This is a genomic window from Streptomyces sp. UF-297, assembly GCF_058245575.1.
The window spans coordinates 41,595-57,524 of the sequence record NZ_JBSIBZ010000001.1 but is presented as its reverse complement, the minus strand read 5'-3'; the positions used below and the strand labels follow the sequence as shown (position 1 = coordinate 57,524).

The 15,930-nt window shown below is 70.7% G+C and carries 17 protein-coding genes and 1 pseudogene; 5 read left to right on the top strand and 13 right to left on the bottom strand.

Annotated elements, in window-relative coordinates:
• The first annotated feature begins 25 nt into the window (after positions 1–25).
• Positions 26–2,953 (top strand): FAD-binding and (Fe-S)-binding domain-containing protein, encoded by a 2,928-nt coding sequence (locus tag AC4IJH_RS00345; RefSeq protein WP_490849362.1) that lies wholly within the window; start codon positions 26–28, stop codon positions 2,951–2,953.
• Between the two features lie 44 nt (positions 2,954–2,997).
• On the opposite strand, the gene AC4IJH_RS00340 is transcribed toward AC4IJH_RS00345, so the two are convergent.
• Positions 2,998–3,498, bottom strand: coding sequence for a hypothetical protein (locus tag AC4IJH_RS00340; protein ID WP_490849361.1), 501 nt, complete (start codon positions 3,496–3,498; stop codon positions 2,998–3,000).
• A gap of 245 nt (positions 3,499–3,743) precedes the next feature.
• Between AC4IJH_RS00340 and AC4IJH_RS00335 the strand changes: the two genes are divergently transcribed.
• On the top strand, positions 3,744–5,183 hold the full coding sequence (locus tag AC4IJH_RS00335; RefSeq protein WP_490849360.1) for a Gfo/Idh/MocA family protein: 1,440 nt from the start codon (positions 3,744–3,746) through the stop codon (positions 5,181–5,183).
• A gap of 42 nt (positions 5,184–5,225) precedes the next feature.
• On the opposite strand, the gene AC4IJH_RS00330 is transcribed toward AC4IJH_RS00335, so the two are convergent.
• Entirely contained in the window at positions 5,226–5,951 is a 726-nt protein-coding gene (locus tag AC4IJH_RS00330; RefSeq protein WP_490849359.1) for a L,D-transpeptidase family protein, read from the bottom strand.
• A gap of 298 nt (positions 5,952–6,249) precedes the next feature.
• Between AC4IJH_RS00330 and AC4IJH_RS00325 the strand changes: the two genes are divergently transcribed.
• A complete protein-coding gene (locus AC4IJH_RS00325; protein ID WP_490849358.1) occupies positions 6,250–8,100 on the top strand; it encodes an ABC transporter transmembrane domain-containing protein in 1,851 nt (616 codons plus the stop codon).
• Positions 8,097–8,870 (top strand): annotated as a pseudogene (locus AC4IJH_RS00320) (ABC transporter transmembrane domain-containing protein); the annotation flags it as partial. The gene AC4IJH_RS00325 and the pseudogene AC4IJH_RS00320, both read left to right, overlap by 4 nt.
• Before the next feature lie 191 nt (positions 8,871–9,061).
• Here AC4IJH_RS00320 and AC4IJH_RS00315 read toward each other — a convergent pair.
• From AC4IJH_RS00315 to AC4IJH_RS00285, 7 genes are all read right to left on the bottom strand, one after another.
• Positions 9,062–9,400 (bottom strand): hypothetical protein, encoded by a 339-nt coding sequence (locus tag AC4IJH_RS00315; RefSeq protein WP_490849357.1) that lies wholly within the window; start codon positions 9,398–9,400, stop codon positions 9,062–9,064.
• Between the two features lie 9 nt (positions 9,401–9,409).
• A complete protein-coding gene (locus tag AC4IJH_RS00310; RefSeq protein WP_490849356.1) occupies positions 9,410–9,910 on the bottom strand; it encodes a hypothetical protein in 501 nt (166 codons plus the stop codon).
• 139 nt (positions 9,911–10,049) lie between these two features.
• Positions 10,050–10,385 carry a hypothetical protein gene (locus tag AC4IJH_RS00305; protein ID WP_490849355.1) on the bottom strand — a complete coding sequence of 112 codons (336 nt, stop codon included), beginning with the start codon at positions 10,383–10,385 and terminating at the stop codon, positions 10,050–10,052.
• Between the two features lie 29 nt (positions 10,386–10,414).
• Positions 10,415–11,323: a radical SAM/SPASM domain-containing protein gene (locus AC4IJH_RS00300; protein WP_490849354.1), complete on the bottom strand. Its 909-nt coding sequence runs from the start codon at positions 11,321–11,323 to the stop codon at positions 10,415–10,417.
• A gap of 486 nt (positions 11,324–11,809) precedes the next feature.
• Positions 11,810–12,118 (bottom strand): hypothetical protein, encoded by a 309-nt coding sequence (locus tag AC4IJH_RS00295; RefSeq protein WP_490849353.1) that lies wholly within the window; start codon positions 12,116–12,118, stop codon positions 11,810–11,812.
• Complete coding sequence (locus AC4IJH_RS00290) at positions 12,115–12,330, bottom strand: hypothetical protein (protein WP_490849352.1); 216 nt, start codon at positions 12,328–12,330, stop codon at positions 12,115–12,117. Before AC4IJH_RS00290 ends, AC4IJH_RS00295 begins: the two co-directional genes overlap by 4 nt.
• Positions 12,327–12,557: a hypothetical protein gene (locus AC4IJH_RS00285; protein ID WP_490849351.1), complete on the bottom strand. Its 231-nt coding sequence runs from the start codon at positions 12,555–12,557 to the stop codon at positions 12,327–12,329. The genes AC4IJH_RS00290 and AC4IJH_RS00285 overlap by 4 nt, the downstream gene beginning before the upstream one ends.
• Positions 12,558–12,689: 132 nt before the next feature.
• On the opposite strand from AC4IJH_RS00285, the gene AC4IJH_RS00280 reads away from it, so the two are divergent.
• Positions 12,690–13,751 carry a Scr1 family TA system antitoxin-like transcriptional regulator gene (locus AC4IJH_RS00280; protein ID WP_490849350.1) on the top strand — a complete coding sequence of 354 codons (1,062 nt, stop codon included), beginning with the start codon at positions 12,690–12,692 and terminating at the stop codon, positions 13,749–13,751.
• Between the two features lie 145 nt (positions 13,752–13,896).
• On the opposite strand, the gene AC4IJH_RS00275 is transcribed toward AC4IJH_RS00280, so the two are convergent.
• The 4 genes from AC4IJH_RS00275 to AC4IJH_RS00260 form a co-directional block, all read right to left on the bottom strand.
• Positions 13,897–14,031 carry a hypothetical protein gene (locus tag AC4IJH_RS00275; RefSeq protein WP_490849349.1) on the bottom strand — a complete coding sequence of 45 codons (135 nt, stop codon included), beginning with the start codon at positions 14,029–14,031 and terminating at the stop codon, positions 13,897–13,899.
• A gap of 124 nt (positions 14,032–14,155) precedes the next feature.
• Positions 14,156–14,482 carry a hypothetical protein gene (locus AC4IJH_RS00270; RefSeq protein ID WP_490849348.1) on the bottom strand — a complete coding sequence of 109 codons (327 nt, stop codon included), beginning with the start codon at positions 14,480–14,482 and terminating at the stop codon, positions 14,156–14,158.
• A 417-nt stretch (positions 14,483–14,899) separates the two neighbouring features.
• Positions 14,900–15,259 carry a hypothetical protein gene (locus tag AC4IJH_RS00265; RefSeq protein WP_490849347.1) on the bottom strand — a complete coding sequence of 120 codons (360 nt, stop codon included), beginning with the start codon at positions 15,257–15,259 and terminating at the stop codon, positions 14,900–14,902.
• Positions 15,260–15,418: 159 nt separating this feature from the next.
• Positions 15,419–15,892 carry a hypothetical protein gene (locus tag AC4IJH_RS00260; RefSeq protein ID WP_490849346.1) on the bottom strand — a complete coding sequence of 158 codons (474 nt, stop codon included), beginning with the start codon at positions 15,890–15,892 and terminating at the stop codon, positions 15,419–15,421.
• Positions 15,893–15,930: the final 38 nt, after the last annotated feature.

The following is a 15,930-nucleotide window of genomic DNA, read 5'->3' as shown; positions in this document are numbered from 1 at the left end:
AATCCTTTCCTTAAGGAGAGCCGCCATGCCCCTGCTGGAGCCCAAGCCGTCCGCACTGCGGCCCGCCAGGACCGAGGGGCCCGCGCCCGACCGGGTGCGCGACCGGCAGGCGAGCGGCACCCCCGAGCCGCTGCGCGGCGACCTGGTGGCGCTGCTGGGCCCGAAGAAGGTGCTGCACAAGATCTCGGACCTGGTGCGCTACGCCTCCGACGCCAGCCCGTACCGCTTCGTACCCCAGGTCGTGGTCCTCGCCGAGGACGTCGACGACATCTCCGCGGTCTTCTCCTACGCGCACGGCAAGGGCCGCGAGGTCGTCCTGCGCGCGGCGGGCACCTCCCTCAACGGCCAGGCCCAGGGCGAGGACATCCTGGTCGATGTGCGCCGCCACTGGGCGGGCGTCGAGGTGCTGGACGAGGGAGCACGGGCCCGCATCGGGCCGGGGACGACGGTGCTGCGGGCCAATGCCGCCCTCGCCCGGCACGGGCGGGTGCTGGGCCCCGACCCGGCCAGCGCCATCGCCTGCACCCTGGGCGGGGTGGTCGCCAACAACGCCTCGGGCATGACAGCGGGCACCACCCGCAACTCGTATCGCACCCTGTCCTCACTGACCTTCGTCCTGCCGTCCGGCACGCTGGTCGACACCGCAGACCCTGCCGCCGACCTGGAGCTCGAACACGCCGAACCCGCGCTGTGCCACGGCCTGCTGGCGATCAAGGCGGAGATCGAGTCGGAGCCGGAGCTGGTGGCCAGGATCCGCACCAAGTACGAGATCAAGAACACCAACGGCTACCGCCTGGACGCCTTCCTGGACAGCTCGACGCCCGTGGAGATCCTGCGCGGGCTGATGGTCGGCTCCGAGGGCACCCTCGGCTTCATCGCCGAGACCGTCTTCGACACCCTGCCGCTGGACCGCCGCACCTCCACCGCGCTGCTGTTCTTCCCCTCGCTGCGGGCCGCGGCCGCCGCCGTCCCCGCGTTCAACGACGCGGGCGCACTGGCGGTGGAGCTGATGGACGGCAACACGCTGCGGGCCTCGGTGCGCGTGAGCGGGGTGCCCGCCGACTGGGCCCGGCTGCCCAAGGAGACCACCGCGCTGCTGGTGGAGTTCCGCGCGCCCGACGAGGCACGGCAGGCGGCGTACGAAGAGGCCGCGGCGCGGGTGCTGGAAGGGCTGGACCTGGTGGCGCCGGTCGCCTCCGTCACCAACGCCTTCACCCGGGACGCGGCCGCCATCGCCGGGTACTGGAAGGCCCGTAAGGCCTTCGTGACGGCCGTCGGCGGGTCCCGGCCCTCCGGCACCACGCTGATCACCGAGGACTTCGCCGTGCCGCCGTCCCGGCTGGCGGATGCCTGCGCCGCGCTGCTGGAGCTCCAGAGCCGGCACGGCTTCGACGCGGCGGTGGCCGGCCACGCCGCCCACGGCAACCTCCACTTCCTGCTGGCCTTCAACGCCGCCGAACCGGCGGACGTGGCCCGCTACGCCGCCTTCATGGAGGAGTTCTGCACCCTCACCGTCGAGCGCTTCGACGGATCGCTCAAGGCCGAGCACGCCACGGGCCGCAATATCGCCCCGTTCCTGGAGCGCGAATGGGGGCCGCGGGCAACGGAGTTGATGTGGCGGATCAAGGAGGTCATCGACCCGCACGGCATCCTCGCCCCGCGCATCGTGCTGGACCGCGACCCCGAGGCCCATCTGCGCGGCCTGAAGACCATCCCCGAGGTGGAGGCGGTCGCCGACCCCTGCATCGAGTGCGGCTTCTGCGAACCGACCTGCCCCAGCCAGGACGTGACGACCACGCCGCGCCAACGCATCGTGCTGCGCCGCGAGATGATGCGCCAGGCCCCCTCCTCGCCGGTCACCGACGAGCTGCTGGACTCCTACGGCTACGACGCGATCGACACCTGCGCGGGCGACGCGACCTGCAAGCTGGCCTGCCCGGTGGGCATCGACACCGGCGCGCTGATGAAGGACTTCCGGCACCGCCGGCACTCCGCCCGCGAGGAGCGGGCGGCCGCGCTGACCGCCCGGCACTTCAAGGCGGTGGAGGCCGCGGCCCGCCTGGCGGTGGCCGCCGCCGACCGGATCGGGGACCGGCTGCTGCAGTCGGTCACGGGCGCCGCCCGCAAGGCCGTACGCCCCGACCTCGTACCCGAGTGGCTGCCGCAGATCCCCGGCGCCGCGGCCCGCACCCTGCCCGCCACCGACAAGACCCGCGCCGTCGCCGTCTACTACCCCGCCTGCGTCAACCGCATCTTCGGCGGTCCCGACGGGTACGAGGGGCCCTCGCTGCCCGAGGCGGTCGTCGCACTCGGCGCACGCGCCGGAAAGCCGGTGTGGATCCCCGGCGACGTGGCGGGCACCTGCTGCGCCACGATCTGGCACTCCAAGGGGTACGAGGCGGGCAACGCCGTGATGGCCAACCGCATCGTCGAGGCGGCCTGGGGCTGGACGGCGGGCGGGCGGCTGCCGCTGGTGGTGGACGCCTCCTCGTGCACCCTGGGCATCGCGCACGAGGTCGTACCGTATCTGACCGAGGACAACCGCGCCCTGCACGCCGAACTGACCGTCGTGGACTCCGTCGTCTGGGCGGCCGAGGAACTGCTCCCGCACCTGACCGTCCACCACAGGATCGGCTCCGCCGTCCTCCACCCCACCTGCTCCATGCGGCACTTGGGCGACGAGGCGCAGCTGCGCACCGTGGCCGAGGCGTGCGCACAAGAAGTGGTCGTCCCCCAGGACGCGGGCTGCTGCGCCTTCGCCGGCGACCGCGGCATGCTGCACAAAGAACTCACGGAATCGGCAACGGCCAAGGAATCCGCAGAGGTGACCGCCCGCCACTTCGACGCCCACCTCTCGGCGAACCGCATGTGCGAGGTCGGCATGGACCACGCCACGGGCGGCCGGGGCTACCACTCGGCGCTAATGGCCCTGGAGCGCGCCACCCGGCCGTAAAAGGCCGCCCCGGAAGGACGCTAAGGAGCCGATCGCAGAGCGAGCTACGAGGACGCCGGCACCGGCGCGATACGGCTCAGCTTCAGCTCGGTCAACGGCTTCTGCCGTGCCGCTTCCCGCAGCTTCCAGCCGTACTCGCCCGCTCGCTGCGCCACATAACCGGCGCCCAGCGCACGGTACTTGCGCAGCGGGATGTCCGTGTGCGGGTCCTTCCACTTGTCCGACCACCGGGCGAGCGCCTTCTCGACCCGCGCCTGGTAGAAGGCCGCATCCCCTTCGTGGCGGAGCTCGGGCAGGGTGACGAACCAGCGGGGCCACCAGGGGAAGACCGCGAACACCACGTCGAACAGCTTCATGTACCCCGCCTCCACGCCGGGTATCCAGCTGATCAGTTCGAGGACGAAGCCGAGGGCCACCAGCGCCAGCGAGAGCACCGTGCACACGGCCCAGTGCACCGGCGCATACACCGTGGTGAGCAGGAACTGACACGTCAGCCGGGTGGTGCCGCGAACGGGCAGCGGATCCCAGGACGGGTCGCGGTGCATGAGTTTCTCCCGGGCAGGGCCTGAACGGACGGACACGGGCCGCCCGGCGCGGGCGGCCCGAACATATTGTGCAGTGCCGTTCTCCGCCCCCCGTGGCGGGGGTGTCTGGCCGGAAAGCCGTGCGGAAGTCCATGCTTCCGCGCGAAGAGTCCATTCGGCACTCTTGTGCCCCGCGCTTCCCAACCGACAAGGTCCTTCCCGAGGTTCACGCATCCGACGCGCACCAACGCTCTCGTGGAGGACCGATGAACGAGACACCGCACCAGCATCAACAGTCCGGAGAGAAAAACGGGCGCGAGGAGGCCGGGCCCAGCCGGCGCTCGGTTCTGTGGGGCGCCGGGGCCGCGGGGGCCGGGCTCGGGCTGGGCGGGCTCGGGGCGGGCAGCGCCGCCGCCTCCCCCAACTCCCCCCGCACCGCGGCCGCCGAGCCCGCCCGCAAGGGCAAGACCATGATCGGCGTACCGTTCGAAAGACGCAGTACGGTGCGGGTCGGCATCATCGGCCTGGGCAACCGCGGCATGGGCATGCTGCCGCTGTACCTGGCCGTTCCGGGCGTGCGCGTGGTGGCCGTGTGCGACCCGGTCAAGGAGAAGGCGGCCAGGGCCGTGAAGGTGGTGACCGACGCGGGCCATCCCGCGCCCGCCGTCTACACCAAGGGCGACCACGACTTCGAGAACCTGTGCAAGCGCGGCGACATCGACCTGGTCTACATCGCCACGCCCTGGGACTGGCACGTGGACATGTGCAAGTCCGCGCTGCACAACGGCAAGCACGTGGGCGTGGAGTGCCCGATGGCCATGCGCCTGGACCAGCTGTGGGAGCTGGTCGACCTCTCCGAGCGCACCCGACGGCACTGTATGCAGCTGGAGAACTGCTGTTACGGCAGGAACGAGATGCGGGTGCTGCGGATGGCGCACGCGGGCCTGTTCGGCGATCTGCTGCACGCGGCGGGCGCGTACAACCACGACCTGCGCCAGCTGATGTTCGACCCCACCTACTACGAAGGCCCCTGGCGCCGCCTGTGGCACACCCGGCTGCGCGGCGACCTGTACCCCACCCACGGGTACGGACCGATCGCCAACTACATGGACGTCAACCGCGGCGACCGGGTCCTGCGGATCTCCAGCTTCGGCACCCCGGCGCTCGGCCTCGCCGAGTACCGCGCGGCGCACATGCCGCCGGGCGACCCGAGCTGGAAGGAGTCCTACATCGAGAGCGACCGCACCTTCAGCCTCATCCAGACCGCCAAGGGACGGGTGCTGCGCCTGGAGCACGACGTGTCCACCCCGCACCCCTACAGCCGCATCAACAGCATCGGCGGCACCAAGGGCGTCTTCGAGGACTACCCGCCGCGGATCTACATCGAGCCGGACCACACCAACGACGAGTGGGGCGACTTCAACCGCTACGCCGACTGGGACCACTGGCTGTGGAAGGAGCACTCCAACCCGCCCGGCGGCCACGGCGGCATGGACTACATCATGGTCTTCCGGCTGATCCAGACGATGCGGCTGGGGCTCGTACCGGACTTCGACGTGTACGACGCGGCGACCTGGTCGGCGCCGGTGCCGCTGAGCCACGCCTCGATCAAGGCCAAGGGCGCCCCGCAGGAGATCCCCGACTTCACCCGCGGGCTGTGGAAGAAGACCCGACCCGGGGTGGACTCGCCCAAGCCGACCACCTGACACGGCGCGCGAGGGCAGGGGCCCGGCCCCTGCCCTGTGCGGTCAGGCCGCCAGGTCGGCCCGGTCCCCCATGACCACCACCGGGTGCTGCGCCGGATCCAGGCCGCGCAGCAGGTGGGCCATCGCCGGCTTGGGGACGCTCACACAGCCCGAGGTGCCGCGCCCGTGGTCCGGATGCAGCCAGATCCCGCCGCCCCTGGACTGCCCGCGGGGCCGCGTCGGATCCAGCGGTGAGGTGCCGCGCAGGCGGTTGTAGTCGATCGCGATCACGTAGTCGAAGTCGTGGCGGGTGTAGGCGGGCCAGTACGGGGGCGGGGTGAAGGCCCGCGAGTGGGTGTACGGGAGCCGGGCACCGGGGTCGGGCAGCACCCCACCCGCGTCGGAGAGGGTGAACACGCCCACGGGGGTGCGCAAGTCGTTCTCGCGGTGGTCGGCACTCCAGCCGTTCCTGCCGTTGTGCCCGGACCAACTGGCTTTCCTCTCCCACCCCTTGGCGTTTCGCTGATACCACGTCACCACGGCTGCCGGGGAGTTCACGCCCTCGCCGCGAACGGTCACCACCTGGCGGGAGTCCTCGGGGATCTGCGCGCCGAGCCGTGGTCCCACGTCCGGCAGCCGGTCGAAGGGGTGCGTACGCGCTGGTGCCCCGGCACCGTGGCCCTTCTGCCCGCCGTCCTCACCACCGCCGCCGCTCCCGCAGCCCGCCACAGCGAGCAGAGCCGCCGCGACCGTCGCCGCCATCCGCACCGCAGGACCCGATATGCGCATGGCCTCCATGGTGACACCGCCCCCGGCCGACCCAGCGGGCAAGTCCGGCCAGTCCGGGCGATCCTGGCCGGTTCCCCCGCGCCCGGCGGAAAACCGTTTGAACTGGCCCCCCTCGGCGCGCCAACCTTCCAGAGCCTTCGACTCGCCGCCCCTCCCCGCTTTCCGTGCGGCCGCTTCGCCCTGCCCGCCTCCCGAACCCCGCCCCCTTCCGAGCCCTGCCCGCCTTCCGACCCCAGTCCCCCACCGAGCCCTGCCCGCCTCCTGAACCCCCACCTTCCGACCGACCCCCTGGGACGTCATGCAGATCCGCGACCTTCCGCACGCCGACCCGGGCGTTCCGGACGTCCGCTCCGGCGGCAAACTCCTGCTGTGGCTGTACCGCAGACAGCTCGGCGGCCAGGCCAAGGCCCTGGTGTGGGGCCTGGTGCACACCGGCGCCGTGGCGGCCTTCCCGCTCCCGGTGGGCGTCGCCGTACAGGCCGTCGTCGACCGCTCCGGTGGCCGACTGGCGCTCGCCGGTGGCCTGATGGTGCTGCTGGGCATACTCGTCTCCCTCGGCGACACCATGCTCCACCGCGCGGCCGTCACCAACTGGATCGTCTCGGTGGCCCGGCTCCAGCAACTGCTCGCCCGCAAGACCACCGAGCTGGGCTCGGCGCTGACCCGGCGGGTGGCGGCCGGCGAGGTCGTCGCCGTGAGCACCGGCGACCTGGAGAAGATCGGCTGGTTCGTCGAGGCCGTCTCGCGCTTCGGCGCCGCGGCCCTGACCTCCGTCGGCGTGTGCGTGGCCCTGGTGGTCTACCAGCCCGCGCTGGGCGGCGTGGTGGCCATCGGCGTCCCCGTACTGGCGCTGGCCGTCCTGCCGCTGCTGCCGCCCGCGACCCGGCGCGCCGACGAGCAGCGCGAGAAGGCCGGTTACGCCACCGAGCTGGCCTCGGACACGGTCGCCGGGCTGCGGGTGCTGCGCGGCATCGGCGGCGAGGAGCTGTTCCTGGGCCGCTACCGCCGCGCCTCCCAGGACGTGAGGCGGGCCGCGGTACGCAGCGCCCGCATGTGGTCGCTGATCTCCGCGGTGCAGGTGGTGCTGCCGGGCCTGCTGCTGATCGCGGTGGTCTGGTACGGCGCCGAACTGGCCCTGGACGGGCGGATCACGGTCGGCGAACTGGTCACGATCTACAGCGCGGTGGCCTTCCTCCTCTACCCGCTGCGGCACTTCGAGGAGATCGCCATGGCGTACTCCTTCTCCCGGCCCTCGGCCAAGCGCGCCGCCCGGGTGCTCGCGCTGAGCCGGCCTGCGGGCGGACGGCTGGAGACCTTTGGCGCGCTGCGCGGCGACCTGTACGACCCGGTGAGCGAACTGCGCGTACCGCAGGGCACGTTGACGGCCGTGGTCTGCGGCGACCCGGACCTGGCCGGGCGCCTGGCCGCCCGGCTCGGCGGTCACCCCGCCGACACCGAGGAAGCCGCCGCCTCCGTCCTGCTGGGCGGCACCGCCCTGGACGATGTGCCGCGCGACGCGGCCCGCGGTGCCGTACTCGTCCAGGACAAGGACCCCGTCCTGCTCTCGGGCACCCTGCGCGAACTCCTGGACGTGCCCTGCGGCGGGAGCGTGGACGCCGACCGGGCACTGGCGGCGGCCCAGTGCGGGGATGTGCTCACCGCGCTGGCCCAGGCCTCCGTCGACGAGACCGGCGACCCGATGCGCAGCCCCATCACCGAGCGCGGCAGGTCGCTCTCCGGCGGCCAGCGCCAGCGTCTGGCACTGGCCCGCTCCCTGGTCACCGACCCCGAGGTGCTGGTGCTGGACGAGCCGACCAGCGCGGTCGACTCGCACACCGAGGCCCGCATCGGGGACGGGCTGCGGGAGATCCGGGCGGGCCGTACGACGGTGCTGCTCACCTCCAGTCCGCTGCTGCTGGACCGCGCCGACCGGGTGGCCCTCCTCACCGAGGGGCGGGTCACAGCGGTGGGCACGCACCGCGAACTGCTGCGCACCGACGCCGGATACCGCGCCGTGGTCACCCGCGAGGCCGACCCCGCCGAGGACACCCCCATCGAACACGCCAAGGTCGCGCAGGGACCCGAGCGCGGCAGCGCACACGACCGTGCCCGGACCACCGCGCACGACCAGATCGAGGAGACCGCATGATCGGCCTGGCGCCGCCGGAGCACGATCCGGACGCCCCGCAGACCGCGACGACCCTGCCGGTCGGCTCGCCCGCGACCGTACGCACCTACGTGGGCGGGCTGATCCGCCGCCACCGCAAGGCCTTCACCCTGCTGGTCACCGTCAACGCCGTCGCGGTCGTCGCCTCCATGGTCGGCCCGTACCTGCTGGGCGGGCTGGTCCAGGACCTGTCGGACGGCGCCCGCGAGCTCCACCTGGAGTACACCATCGGCCTGTTCGCGCTGGCCCTCGCCATCCAGACGGTGTTCGTACGGCTCGTACGGCTTCGCGGGGCGATGCTCGGCGAGCGGATGCTGGCCGATCTGCGCGAGGACTTCCTCGTACGGTCGGTCGCGCTGCCGCCGGGCGTCCTGGAGCGGGCCGGCACCGGCGATCTGCTCTCCCGTATCACCACCGACATCGACCGGCTCTCCAACGCGATGCGCGAGGCCGTGCCGCAGCTGTCCATCGGCGTGGTGTGGATCGCGCTGCTGCTGGGCGGGCTCACGGTGACCGCGCCGCCGCTGGCGCTGTCCGTAGTGGTCGCGCTGCCGGTGCTGATCGTCGGCTGCCGCTGGTACTTCAAGCGGGCGCCGAGCGCCTACCGCAGCGAGGCCGCGGGGTACGCGGCGGTCTCCGCCGTGCTCGCCGAGACCGTGGACGCCGGGCGCACCATCGAGGCGCACCGGCTGGGCGGGCGCCGTATCGCGCTGTCCGAGCGGCGGGTGCGCGAGTGGACCCAGTGGGAGCGCTAACCACACCCGGAGGCACGGCCTGACCTGCGTAAATGCAGAAAAAAGCCCCCGCCCAGCGTCCCGGACGGGGGTGCGAGACTGGCTTATCAGGAGGAGAGCCCCGGCCGTTCGCGACCGGCCAAGGGGCCGCGTTTCCGAACTACACCAGCCCACGCAATGACCACGGTAGGGGCTCGACCCGCCCCCTGTCAGCCGTCTTTCTGGTCGTCGCCCTTCGGCCACGCGACGCCGTCTAGGTGCTCGTCCAGCTCCGCCATTCCGGGCCCCTCGAACAGCCGCGCCTGTGCCTCGTTCGCCGTCAGCTCCTCGCGCGCCGCCTCCTCGATCTCCGCGACGGTCACGCCGACCGCACGGGCCAGCTTCTCGACGTCCACCACGGCCACGCCGCTCGTGCGGATCAGCGCCGCCGTCAGACGCAGGGTGTTCCTGGCCTCCTCGTCGCCGTCCACGTCCCACCCCGCCGACCGGGCCTCACCTAACAGCCAGGCCGTGAACGGGGTGTCATTGATCTTGAATTCGCGCTCCATGACGACAGGCTAGGCGTCCCAGCCGTCCGCCGACAGGAAGAAGTACGCACGTCCGTCCTTGGGGTGCGTGTGCTCCTCCAGGTACCCGTACCGGGCCATAGCCCGAAGCGTCGTCATGTGGCCCACGGCCTGCCCACTGTTGCGGCCCTGCGCCGCCCGGAGGATCGTCCCCCAATGCCGCTCGCTGCTCGTCCCCTTGATCAGCGGTTCCGGCTCGGGCTCCGACCACTCAACCGGGTGCAACTGGACCCACGCGTCAGGGTGGTTGTACGACGTCGTCTTGCCCCGCTTCAACGTCCGCTCCGCGTCCGTCACGAACCGGGCCAGCGGGGGCAGCAGATCCACCGTGGCCGCCGCCCGCGCGTCCTCGTCGGCGATGCCCTCCAGATGGGCCACGAGCGCCCGCGTGAGCGCGTTACGGACGTCGGTCTCACTCTCGGCCACCCCCTCGCCTTCTCCGGCCTCTGGAGCCGCCGTGAACGCGTACGTGTAGCTGATCCGGTAACCCATGCCCCGGAGCATACGAAAGGCCCCGGTCGGCCGTCCGGGGGGAACCGGAATCGGAGGCCAACCGGGGCCGATCCGTGCGCCCGGAAGGGGGGTTGGGCGCTCGGTCCGCGCCGCCGGGGAGGCCGACAGCGCGGGGCTTTCAGACGCGGGCGCTCTGCTCGCGCAGCTCAGCTAGCCGACGCTGGTACAGGGGGCCGACCGCGTGCGCGCCCCTCTCCTGGCTCGGCGTCGCCTGCTCGATCAGGTGATGGGCCGCCGCCTTGAGGTAAGCCGACCACGCCAAGACATGCTGCTGAGCGGGCCGCCCGCACTGCTGAGGCTCGCCGGGGAGGCACAGCGGAAGATCCGGACCGAGCTTGTTGGCCGCGTGCCGGACGTACCGGGCGATCGTGGCCCACTCCTCCTCGGTCCGCTGTACGGCGCTGTGGTTGCCCTCCATGCCCCAGGGGCCGAAGTCGTCGCCGTGATCATGCATCTGTGCTCTCCCTGGTGATCTCAGCCGGGTTAGGCGGGTGCGCCGATCGTAGCCGCCGCCATTGCGGCCTCGGCCTCCTTCGGGTCGCAGTGCCCCACGGACGGGACGCAGGGCCCGCAGGGGCCGCACATGGGGAGGAACTGCGGCGGGGTGCACGCTGCCGCCCCCGGCCCGTGTACGGCCGCGATGTCGGCCGCTACGGCGGTCATCTGCTCCCCGCCCCAGATCTCCGCCAGCGGGGTCTGGAGCACGTTCCCCAGGGTCAGGAAGCGCCCCAGCACGCACGGCCAGACGCCGCCGTCCGGGCCTATGGCGCACTTCTCGTGGGCGCAGTGCCCGCACAAGTCCGCGATGGTCGGAGCGGCCCCCTGACTGGCCCGGCCGAACGCCCGCGTACGGTCCCCGCCGACCTGCGGAACGCCAAGGTCGATCAGGTCTTGCAGCCCCTCGCGGGCCCGCTGCTCCGGCCGCACGGTGACGACGCCGCCGCGCAGCGGGATACCCAGGTCGAGCGCCTTCTTGATGTTGGTGCGGGTCTTCCTGTGGGAGCCCCGGAGGCGGGTCACGTCGTCGTGCTCGGCGGCCTCGTCGGAGTAGTACGACGTGGCCAGCTTGACCCCGTGGGCCTTGAACGTCTCCCACAGCGGTTCGCGGATGTGGGTCAGGTTCGAGAACACCTCGATGCCCAGCCCGCGCCCGTGCGCGTGCTCGATCAGCTCCGGCAGGTGCGGGTACAACGTCGGCTCCCCGCCGATGAACTGGACGTCGAGCGCGCCGATGTCGGCGAGCTGGTCGAGCACGTGCACCCAGTCCTGAACGGTCATCGTGCCGTGCGTCCCCTTGGGGCCGCTGTCCGCGTAGCAGTGATCACAGAACTCGTTGCAGAGCCCCGTGACCTCCAACCATGCGAACTTCAGAGGGTTTAAGGCAGCGGTCATCGCTACTCCCTGCGACTATGGGTGAGTTGGGCCCCGCACCGGGGATCTGAGTCCCCACTGAGCCCCCCGGTGCGGGGGTCTTGCGCCCCTCTTCTAGCGACGGGACTTTCGGCCTCGCCGGCCTCGGGACCAAAGTCCCGGAGCCCTTACCTAGAAGGGGAGTTGAAGCCCGCCCCGGCGCACTCGACCAAGGGTGATCACCGGAGCGGACGCTAGCCCCCTCCCCCAGCGGCCCGACCGTCCAAGCAGGGCACCACTAGGAGAGGGGAGTTGAGCCCCGCCGCCCGCGTTGGACCTCACATCACGACGCGGGCGGCAGGTGTCTAGGTGTGGGCGGTCAGGACGTACCCGACGACGGCCCAGGCGGCGAACTCCCCCACGCGCCATACGAGGGAGTACAGCCGAAGTCCAACGCGCTTCACCGGAACACCGCCAGGCTCATGACGACGACGCCCAGGACGCCGACCACGGTCACGGCCACGGCGTTCAACCGGCTAGCGCTGCGGGCATGTCGCGGGCCCTCACGGTGCCGCGCACGCCGCCCACCCGATGCGGTCGGTTGGGGCCGCTGATCAACCCCGGGTCGGCGTGGCGAATGATCACCTTCTCCGCCACCCAGCGAACGAGCGGGGGCCAGTCGTCCCCCTCCCACACGATCTCGACGCATGGCTTGGCCTCCCGGCCGCTGATGATGTCCACGGTCCCGGCCACGCGCCGGAACTCCCCGCCGTCGAGCACCAGGTGGCCCGGCTCGACGCGCAGCGCGGACGCCGTCGCGATGAATACCCGGCTCACTTGGTGCCGCCCGGTATCTCGCGCGGCATGGCCGTGTGGGCCGGGTGCTCGCGGATCATCCCGTTCGCCAGCGCGACCCGCGACGGGCTCCGCAGCCGGTTGACCGTGCGCACCGCCGACCACGCCTGACAGGGGGTGCACTCAGGAACGCCGACGGGCTCTAACGGCGAGTCGTCGGCCGTGACCACCACGCCCTCAACGGGGGCACTCATCGCGACGACCCGACCGGGGTCGTCAGCATCAGTACGCGGGCCTTCTCCGAGTCGTCCAGCGGGCGCAGCTCGTCGGGGTCGCGCCAGAACTCCACCCCACCGCCGGGCGGTCGGAGACACACCTTGCCCGACACGTGGTCCAGGACTTCGCCGATCTTGCCCTTGTCGTCTGCCCGGTACTCCGGCTGCTCGTCGGTGGCTGCCGCGTGCTGGTCGTCGCTGCTCATCCGTCCCGCCTCCGCGCGTTTCTCTCGCCCTGTCGGGTGTTTCTCCGTGTGTACCCCAGTCAACGGGGCGCGCCGGTACGTTGAGCTGGTCAGGACCATTAAGACCGCGAATTAAAGGGCGGTGACTGCACGTTGGCGACCGACGAACCCCCCACGCTCCGAACACCTGCGCACTTCTTCGGTGAAGAACTGGTCATCCGCCGGGAGTTACTTGGCTGGAAGCAGAACAAGCTAGCGACCGAAGCACGCATGTCGCCTAGCCGCGTCTCGCAGATCGAAAAGGCGCTTATCCCGCCCACCCTCGACAACGCCCGCGACCTTGACCGGGGGTTGAAGGACCCGGCGACCCAGCACACTCCCCCCAAGCCCGGGTTCTTCGAGCGCATGTGGGAGTGGATGCACAGCATCCCGGCCGTGCCCGACTGGTTCGCCCGGTACCGCGAGTTTGAGGGCCGGGCCGTCGGGCTCAGGGAGTACGCGGCAACGGTCGTGCCGGGCATCCTCCAGACCGAGGAGTACATGCGGGCCCTACTCGCAGAGGGCATGATCCGCAGCACACCGGAGAGGATCGAACACGCCGTCAGGAAGCGACTCGACCGGCAAGAGATCTTGCACCGCGAGGAACCGCCGCCGCTCTGGTACCTCCTGGACGAGGCCGTATTGACCCGGCCAGTCGGCGGGCCCGCAGTGATGGCGCGCCAGCTCGGGCACATCCTCGGACTGTCCACGGTCGCCGGTAACGGCCCCGTCGTCGTCCAGGTCGTGCCCTCCGGCATCGGGGCCCACGCCGCCCTCGGCGGGCTCCTCGCGCTCCTGGCCCTGCCGGACGGGCCGAACGTCGCGTACCTGGAAGGCTTCACCCTGGGGCAACTCGTGGAAGACTCGGGGCGGGTAGCCGAGTACGGGCTGATTTACGATCACGTCCAGACGCGGGCCCTCAGCCTCAACAAGTCAGCGGACCGAATCCGCAGCGCCATGGAGGACATGATCAAGATGAGCAAGACAGAGCACGACCTGACCGGGGCCGAGTTCCGCACGTCGTCGTACAGCAGCAACGGACAGGGCCAGTGCGTGAAGGTGGCAACCAACCTCCCTCACGTCGTCCCCGTGCGTGACTCCAAGCTGTCCGACAGCCCGACCGTGACGGCCTCACCGGACGCGTGGGCGGCCTTCGTCGGCCACATCGCGGCCTAGCCCCACTAGCCCCTCGTCGGCCGCCAGGCGGCCAACCACGGCCCTCGACGCCTTCCCTCAACTGGGGGAATGTCGGGGGCCGTTGGCGTTCCCACCCGAGGCCGGCGAATAGCGTAACCGGAAGATCACGTTCCGTATAACTCCCTTACTTCGCCCACGGATTGAAGACCGGGCAGCCACTCCCCCCGCACCCCTCGGCCACGAATTCCAGGAACGCGGCCACGAACAGCAGCCACACGACGAACACGAGCAGGGCCACGACCCCCAGCACCCACCGCACGGGCCGTGACAGCCTCTCCCACGCCCTACGGGCCCGCCCCGGCCTCCTAGGTCCACCCGGCTCACGCTCGGGCCACACAGGGCCGCTCACGGCCTCGCCTCCTGCCTTCAATCGAACTGACGAGCTACAACGGGTCAGCCACCCACACCAGCGGCGTGCGCACGTACTCCCCCGACGGCCCACGCCAGCACCACCAGAAAGCCACCAGCGCCCCCGTGTCGAGCCGATGACACACGAGGCGGAAGTCAGTCGGGAGGGACGCACGCCAGTTCAGCAACGGCAGCCGCATACGCGCTTGCCCCTCGACCACACCCAGGTAAATGCGTAGCTGCTCCGACGTATCGAACTCCGCAACCTCAATGACCGGCACACCCTCCGGGGTCGCCCAGAAAACGAACCAGTTGTTGCCCGTATCGTGGGACCCCTCTAGCCGGGTCTCGATCGCGACCATGCGAAACAGCATCCCCCGCCACTCGTACGGGCGGGTGCAGAAACGAAAAAGGCCCCCTCCCGGATTACCCAGGAGGGGGCCAAATGGAGCACCGTTGGAATTCCAACGCCGCTCGGAATTACTGCGGGGTCAAAACTCGACCCCGGATTACGTGCAGGTCACCGCGCCGCAACTTGTTCACGAACGCATTCTTGGCGTGCCGCGCGCTGGTCGAGTTGTCCGCCGCGTACCGGTCTAGCCACGCCGTGACGGTCGCACCCTGCGCCCGCCGCCACGCTGCCAGCTCACCCGACGCAGCGACGCGCCGGAAATCGTCTTCAAGGTTCATGGTCTGCTCTGCTCTGTCGTGCTTTCACTGTCTGACTGGCCAGCCATGGCCGCGCCCCCGCAGGGGCACGACCAAAGCCGTCCACTCGGTCAGCGCAGGTCGATGACCTCACCGGCCGCCACATCGAAGATCGCAAGCTGACGCTCAAGGTGGCCCATCGCGACCGCTTCCGAACAGTCCTGGACGTTGTACGAGACGTCAAGGTACACGTCGCCGCCGTCCACCCAGGCACCGAAGTACGCGCGCCCGTCGCCCGCCACGCGGGCCCCGTGCTCCATCATGAACAGCGCCACATCCGACGCGCCGAAGTAGTCCAGCGGAATGACCATCTCCGCGCCGTACGCGCTCACCATGTAGCCACCCTCCGGAGCGACCTTGCCGGGGGCCCAGGTCATGCCCGCCGCGTCGATGATCTCGGCGGCCAGGTTGCGGGTGGTGGTGACGTTCATGTTGATCTCTCCGTTCGTTCGTCGCCGTCGTTCGGCGTGACCACACACTGACACACACCAGCGTTGGAATTCCAACGCTGCTCCCGTGACGTGAGCCACACGGGAACACAGAAAGGGCCCGCTCCCCCGAAGGGAAACGGGCCCTGACCTGCGGCGTTCCTACTCGTCTAGTTCGGCCGGTACGACGTCCACCTTGGGGCGAATCGGTGAGTTCGCCCACCGGTTCGCGAACGTCCGACCCGCCTTCTCGGCCAGCTCGTACGTGCTGTGGAACGACAGGATGAACCACTCGTCGGCGTACCGCATACCGATGCGTCGAACCTCCCAGAAGACAGCGCCCGACTCCTCGTAGCCGTTCGTCACAACGAACTGCGACGTCTCCCCGGTCCACTCGGCCGCCAACCTCACGCGTTCCGCGCGGGCCAGCTTCTCAGCCTCGCGCCACCCGGCGGGGGGATTGTGGCGGACGGCCGTACGGTACTTCGGGTACTCGAACGATTCGCCGCGCCAAACCTTCTCCTCCCCGGTCGGCTCGACCGACAGGACTTCCACGGCCGCCTCGTATTCGCGTTCCGTCTGCCGCGTCTGCACATTTCCGGAACTGCTCACAGCGCGGTAAATCCTCTTGGCCACCGGGTCACCCTCTCTTCCGTCGTACCGATGCGCAGAGC

Excerpts from the sequence above, each read along its gene's own strand:
- AC4IJH_RS00345 (WP_490849362.1), top strand. The coding sequence starts at position 26 with ATGCCCCTGCTGGAGCCCAAGCCGTCCGCACTGCGGCCCGCCAGGACC.
- AC4IJH_RS00340 (WP_490849361.1), bottom strand. The coding sequence starts at position 3,498 with ATGCACCGCGACCCGTCCTGGGATCCGCTGCCCGTTCGCGGCACCACC.
- AC4IJH_RS00335 (WP_490849360.1), top strand. The coding sequence starts at position 3,744 with ATGAACGAGACACCGCACCAGCATCAACAGTCCGGAGAGAAAAACGGG.
- AC4IJH_RS00330 (WP_490849359.1), bottom strand. The coding sequence starts at position 5,951 with ATGCGCATATCGGGTCCTGCGGTGCGGATGGCGGCGACGGTCGCGGCG.
- AC4IJH_RS00325 (WP_490849358.1), top strand. The coding sequence starts at position 6,250 with ATGCAGATCCGCGACCTTCCGCACGCCGACCCGGGCGTTCCGGACGTC.
- AC4IJH_RS00315 (WP_490849357.1), bottom strand. The coding sequence starts at position 9,400 with ATGGAGCGCGAATTCAAGATCAATGACACCCCGTTCACGGCCTGGCTG.
- AC4IJH_RS00310 (WP_490849356.1), bottom strand. The coding sequence starts at position 9,910 with ATGGGTTACCGGATCAGCTACACGTACGCGTTCACGGCGGCTCCAGAG.
- AC4IJH_RS00305 (WP_490849355.1), bottom strand. The coding sequence starts at position 10,385 with ATGCATGATCACGGCGACGACTTCGGCCCCTGGGGCATGGAGGGCAAC.
- AC4IJH_RS00300 (WP_490849354.1), bottom strand. The coding sequence starts at position 11,323 with ATGACCGCTGCCTTAAACCCTCTGAAGTTCGCATGGTTGGAGGTCACG.
- AC4IJH_RS00290 (WP_490849352.1), bottom strand. The coding sequence starts at position 12,330 with ATGAGTGCCCCCGTTGAGGGCGTGGTGGTCACGGCCGACGACTCGCCG.
- AC4IJH_RS00285 (WP_490849351.1), bottom strand. The coding sequence starts at position 12,557 with ATGAGCAGCGACGACCAGCACGCGGCAGCCACCGACGAGCAGCCGGAG.
- AC4IJH_RS00270 (WP_490849348.1), bottom strand. The coding sequence starts at position 14,482 with ATGGTCGCGATCGAGACCCGGCTAGAGGGGTCCCACGATACGGGCAAC.
- AC4IJH_RS00265 (WP_490849347.1), bottom strand. The coding sequence starts at position 15,259 with ATGAACGTCACCACCACCCGCAACCTGGCCGCCGAGATCATCGACGCG.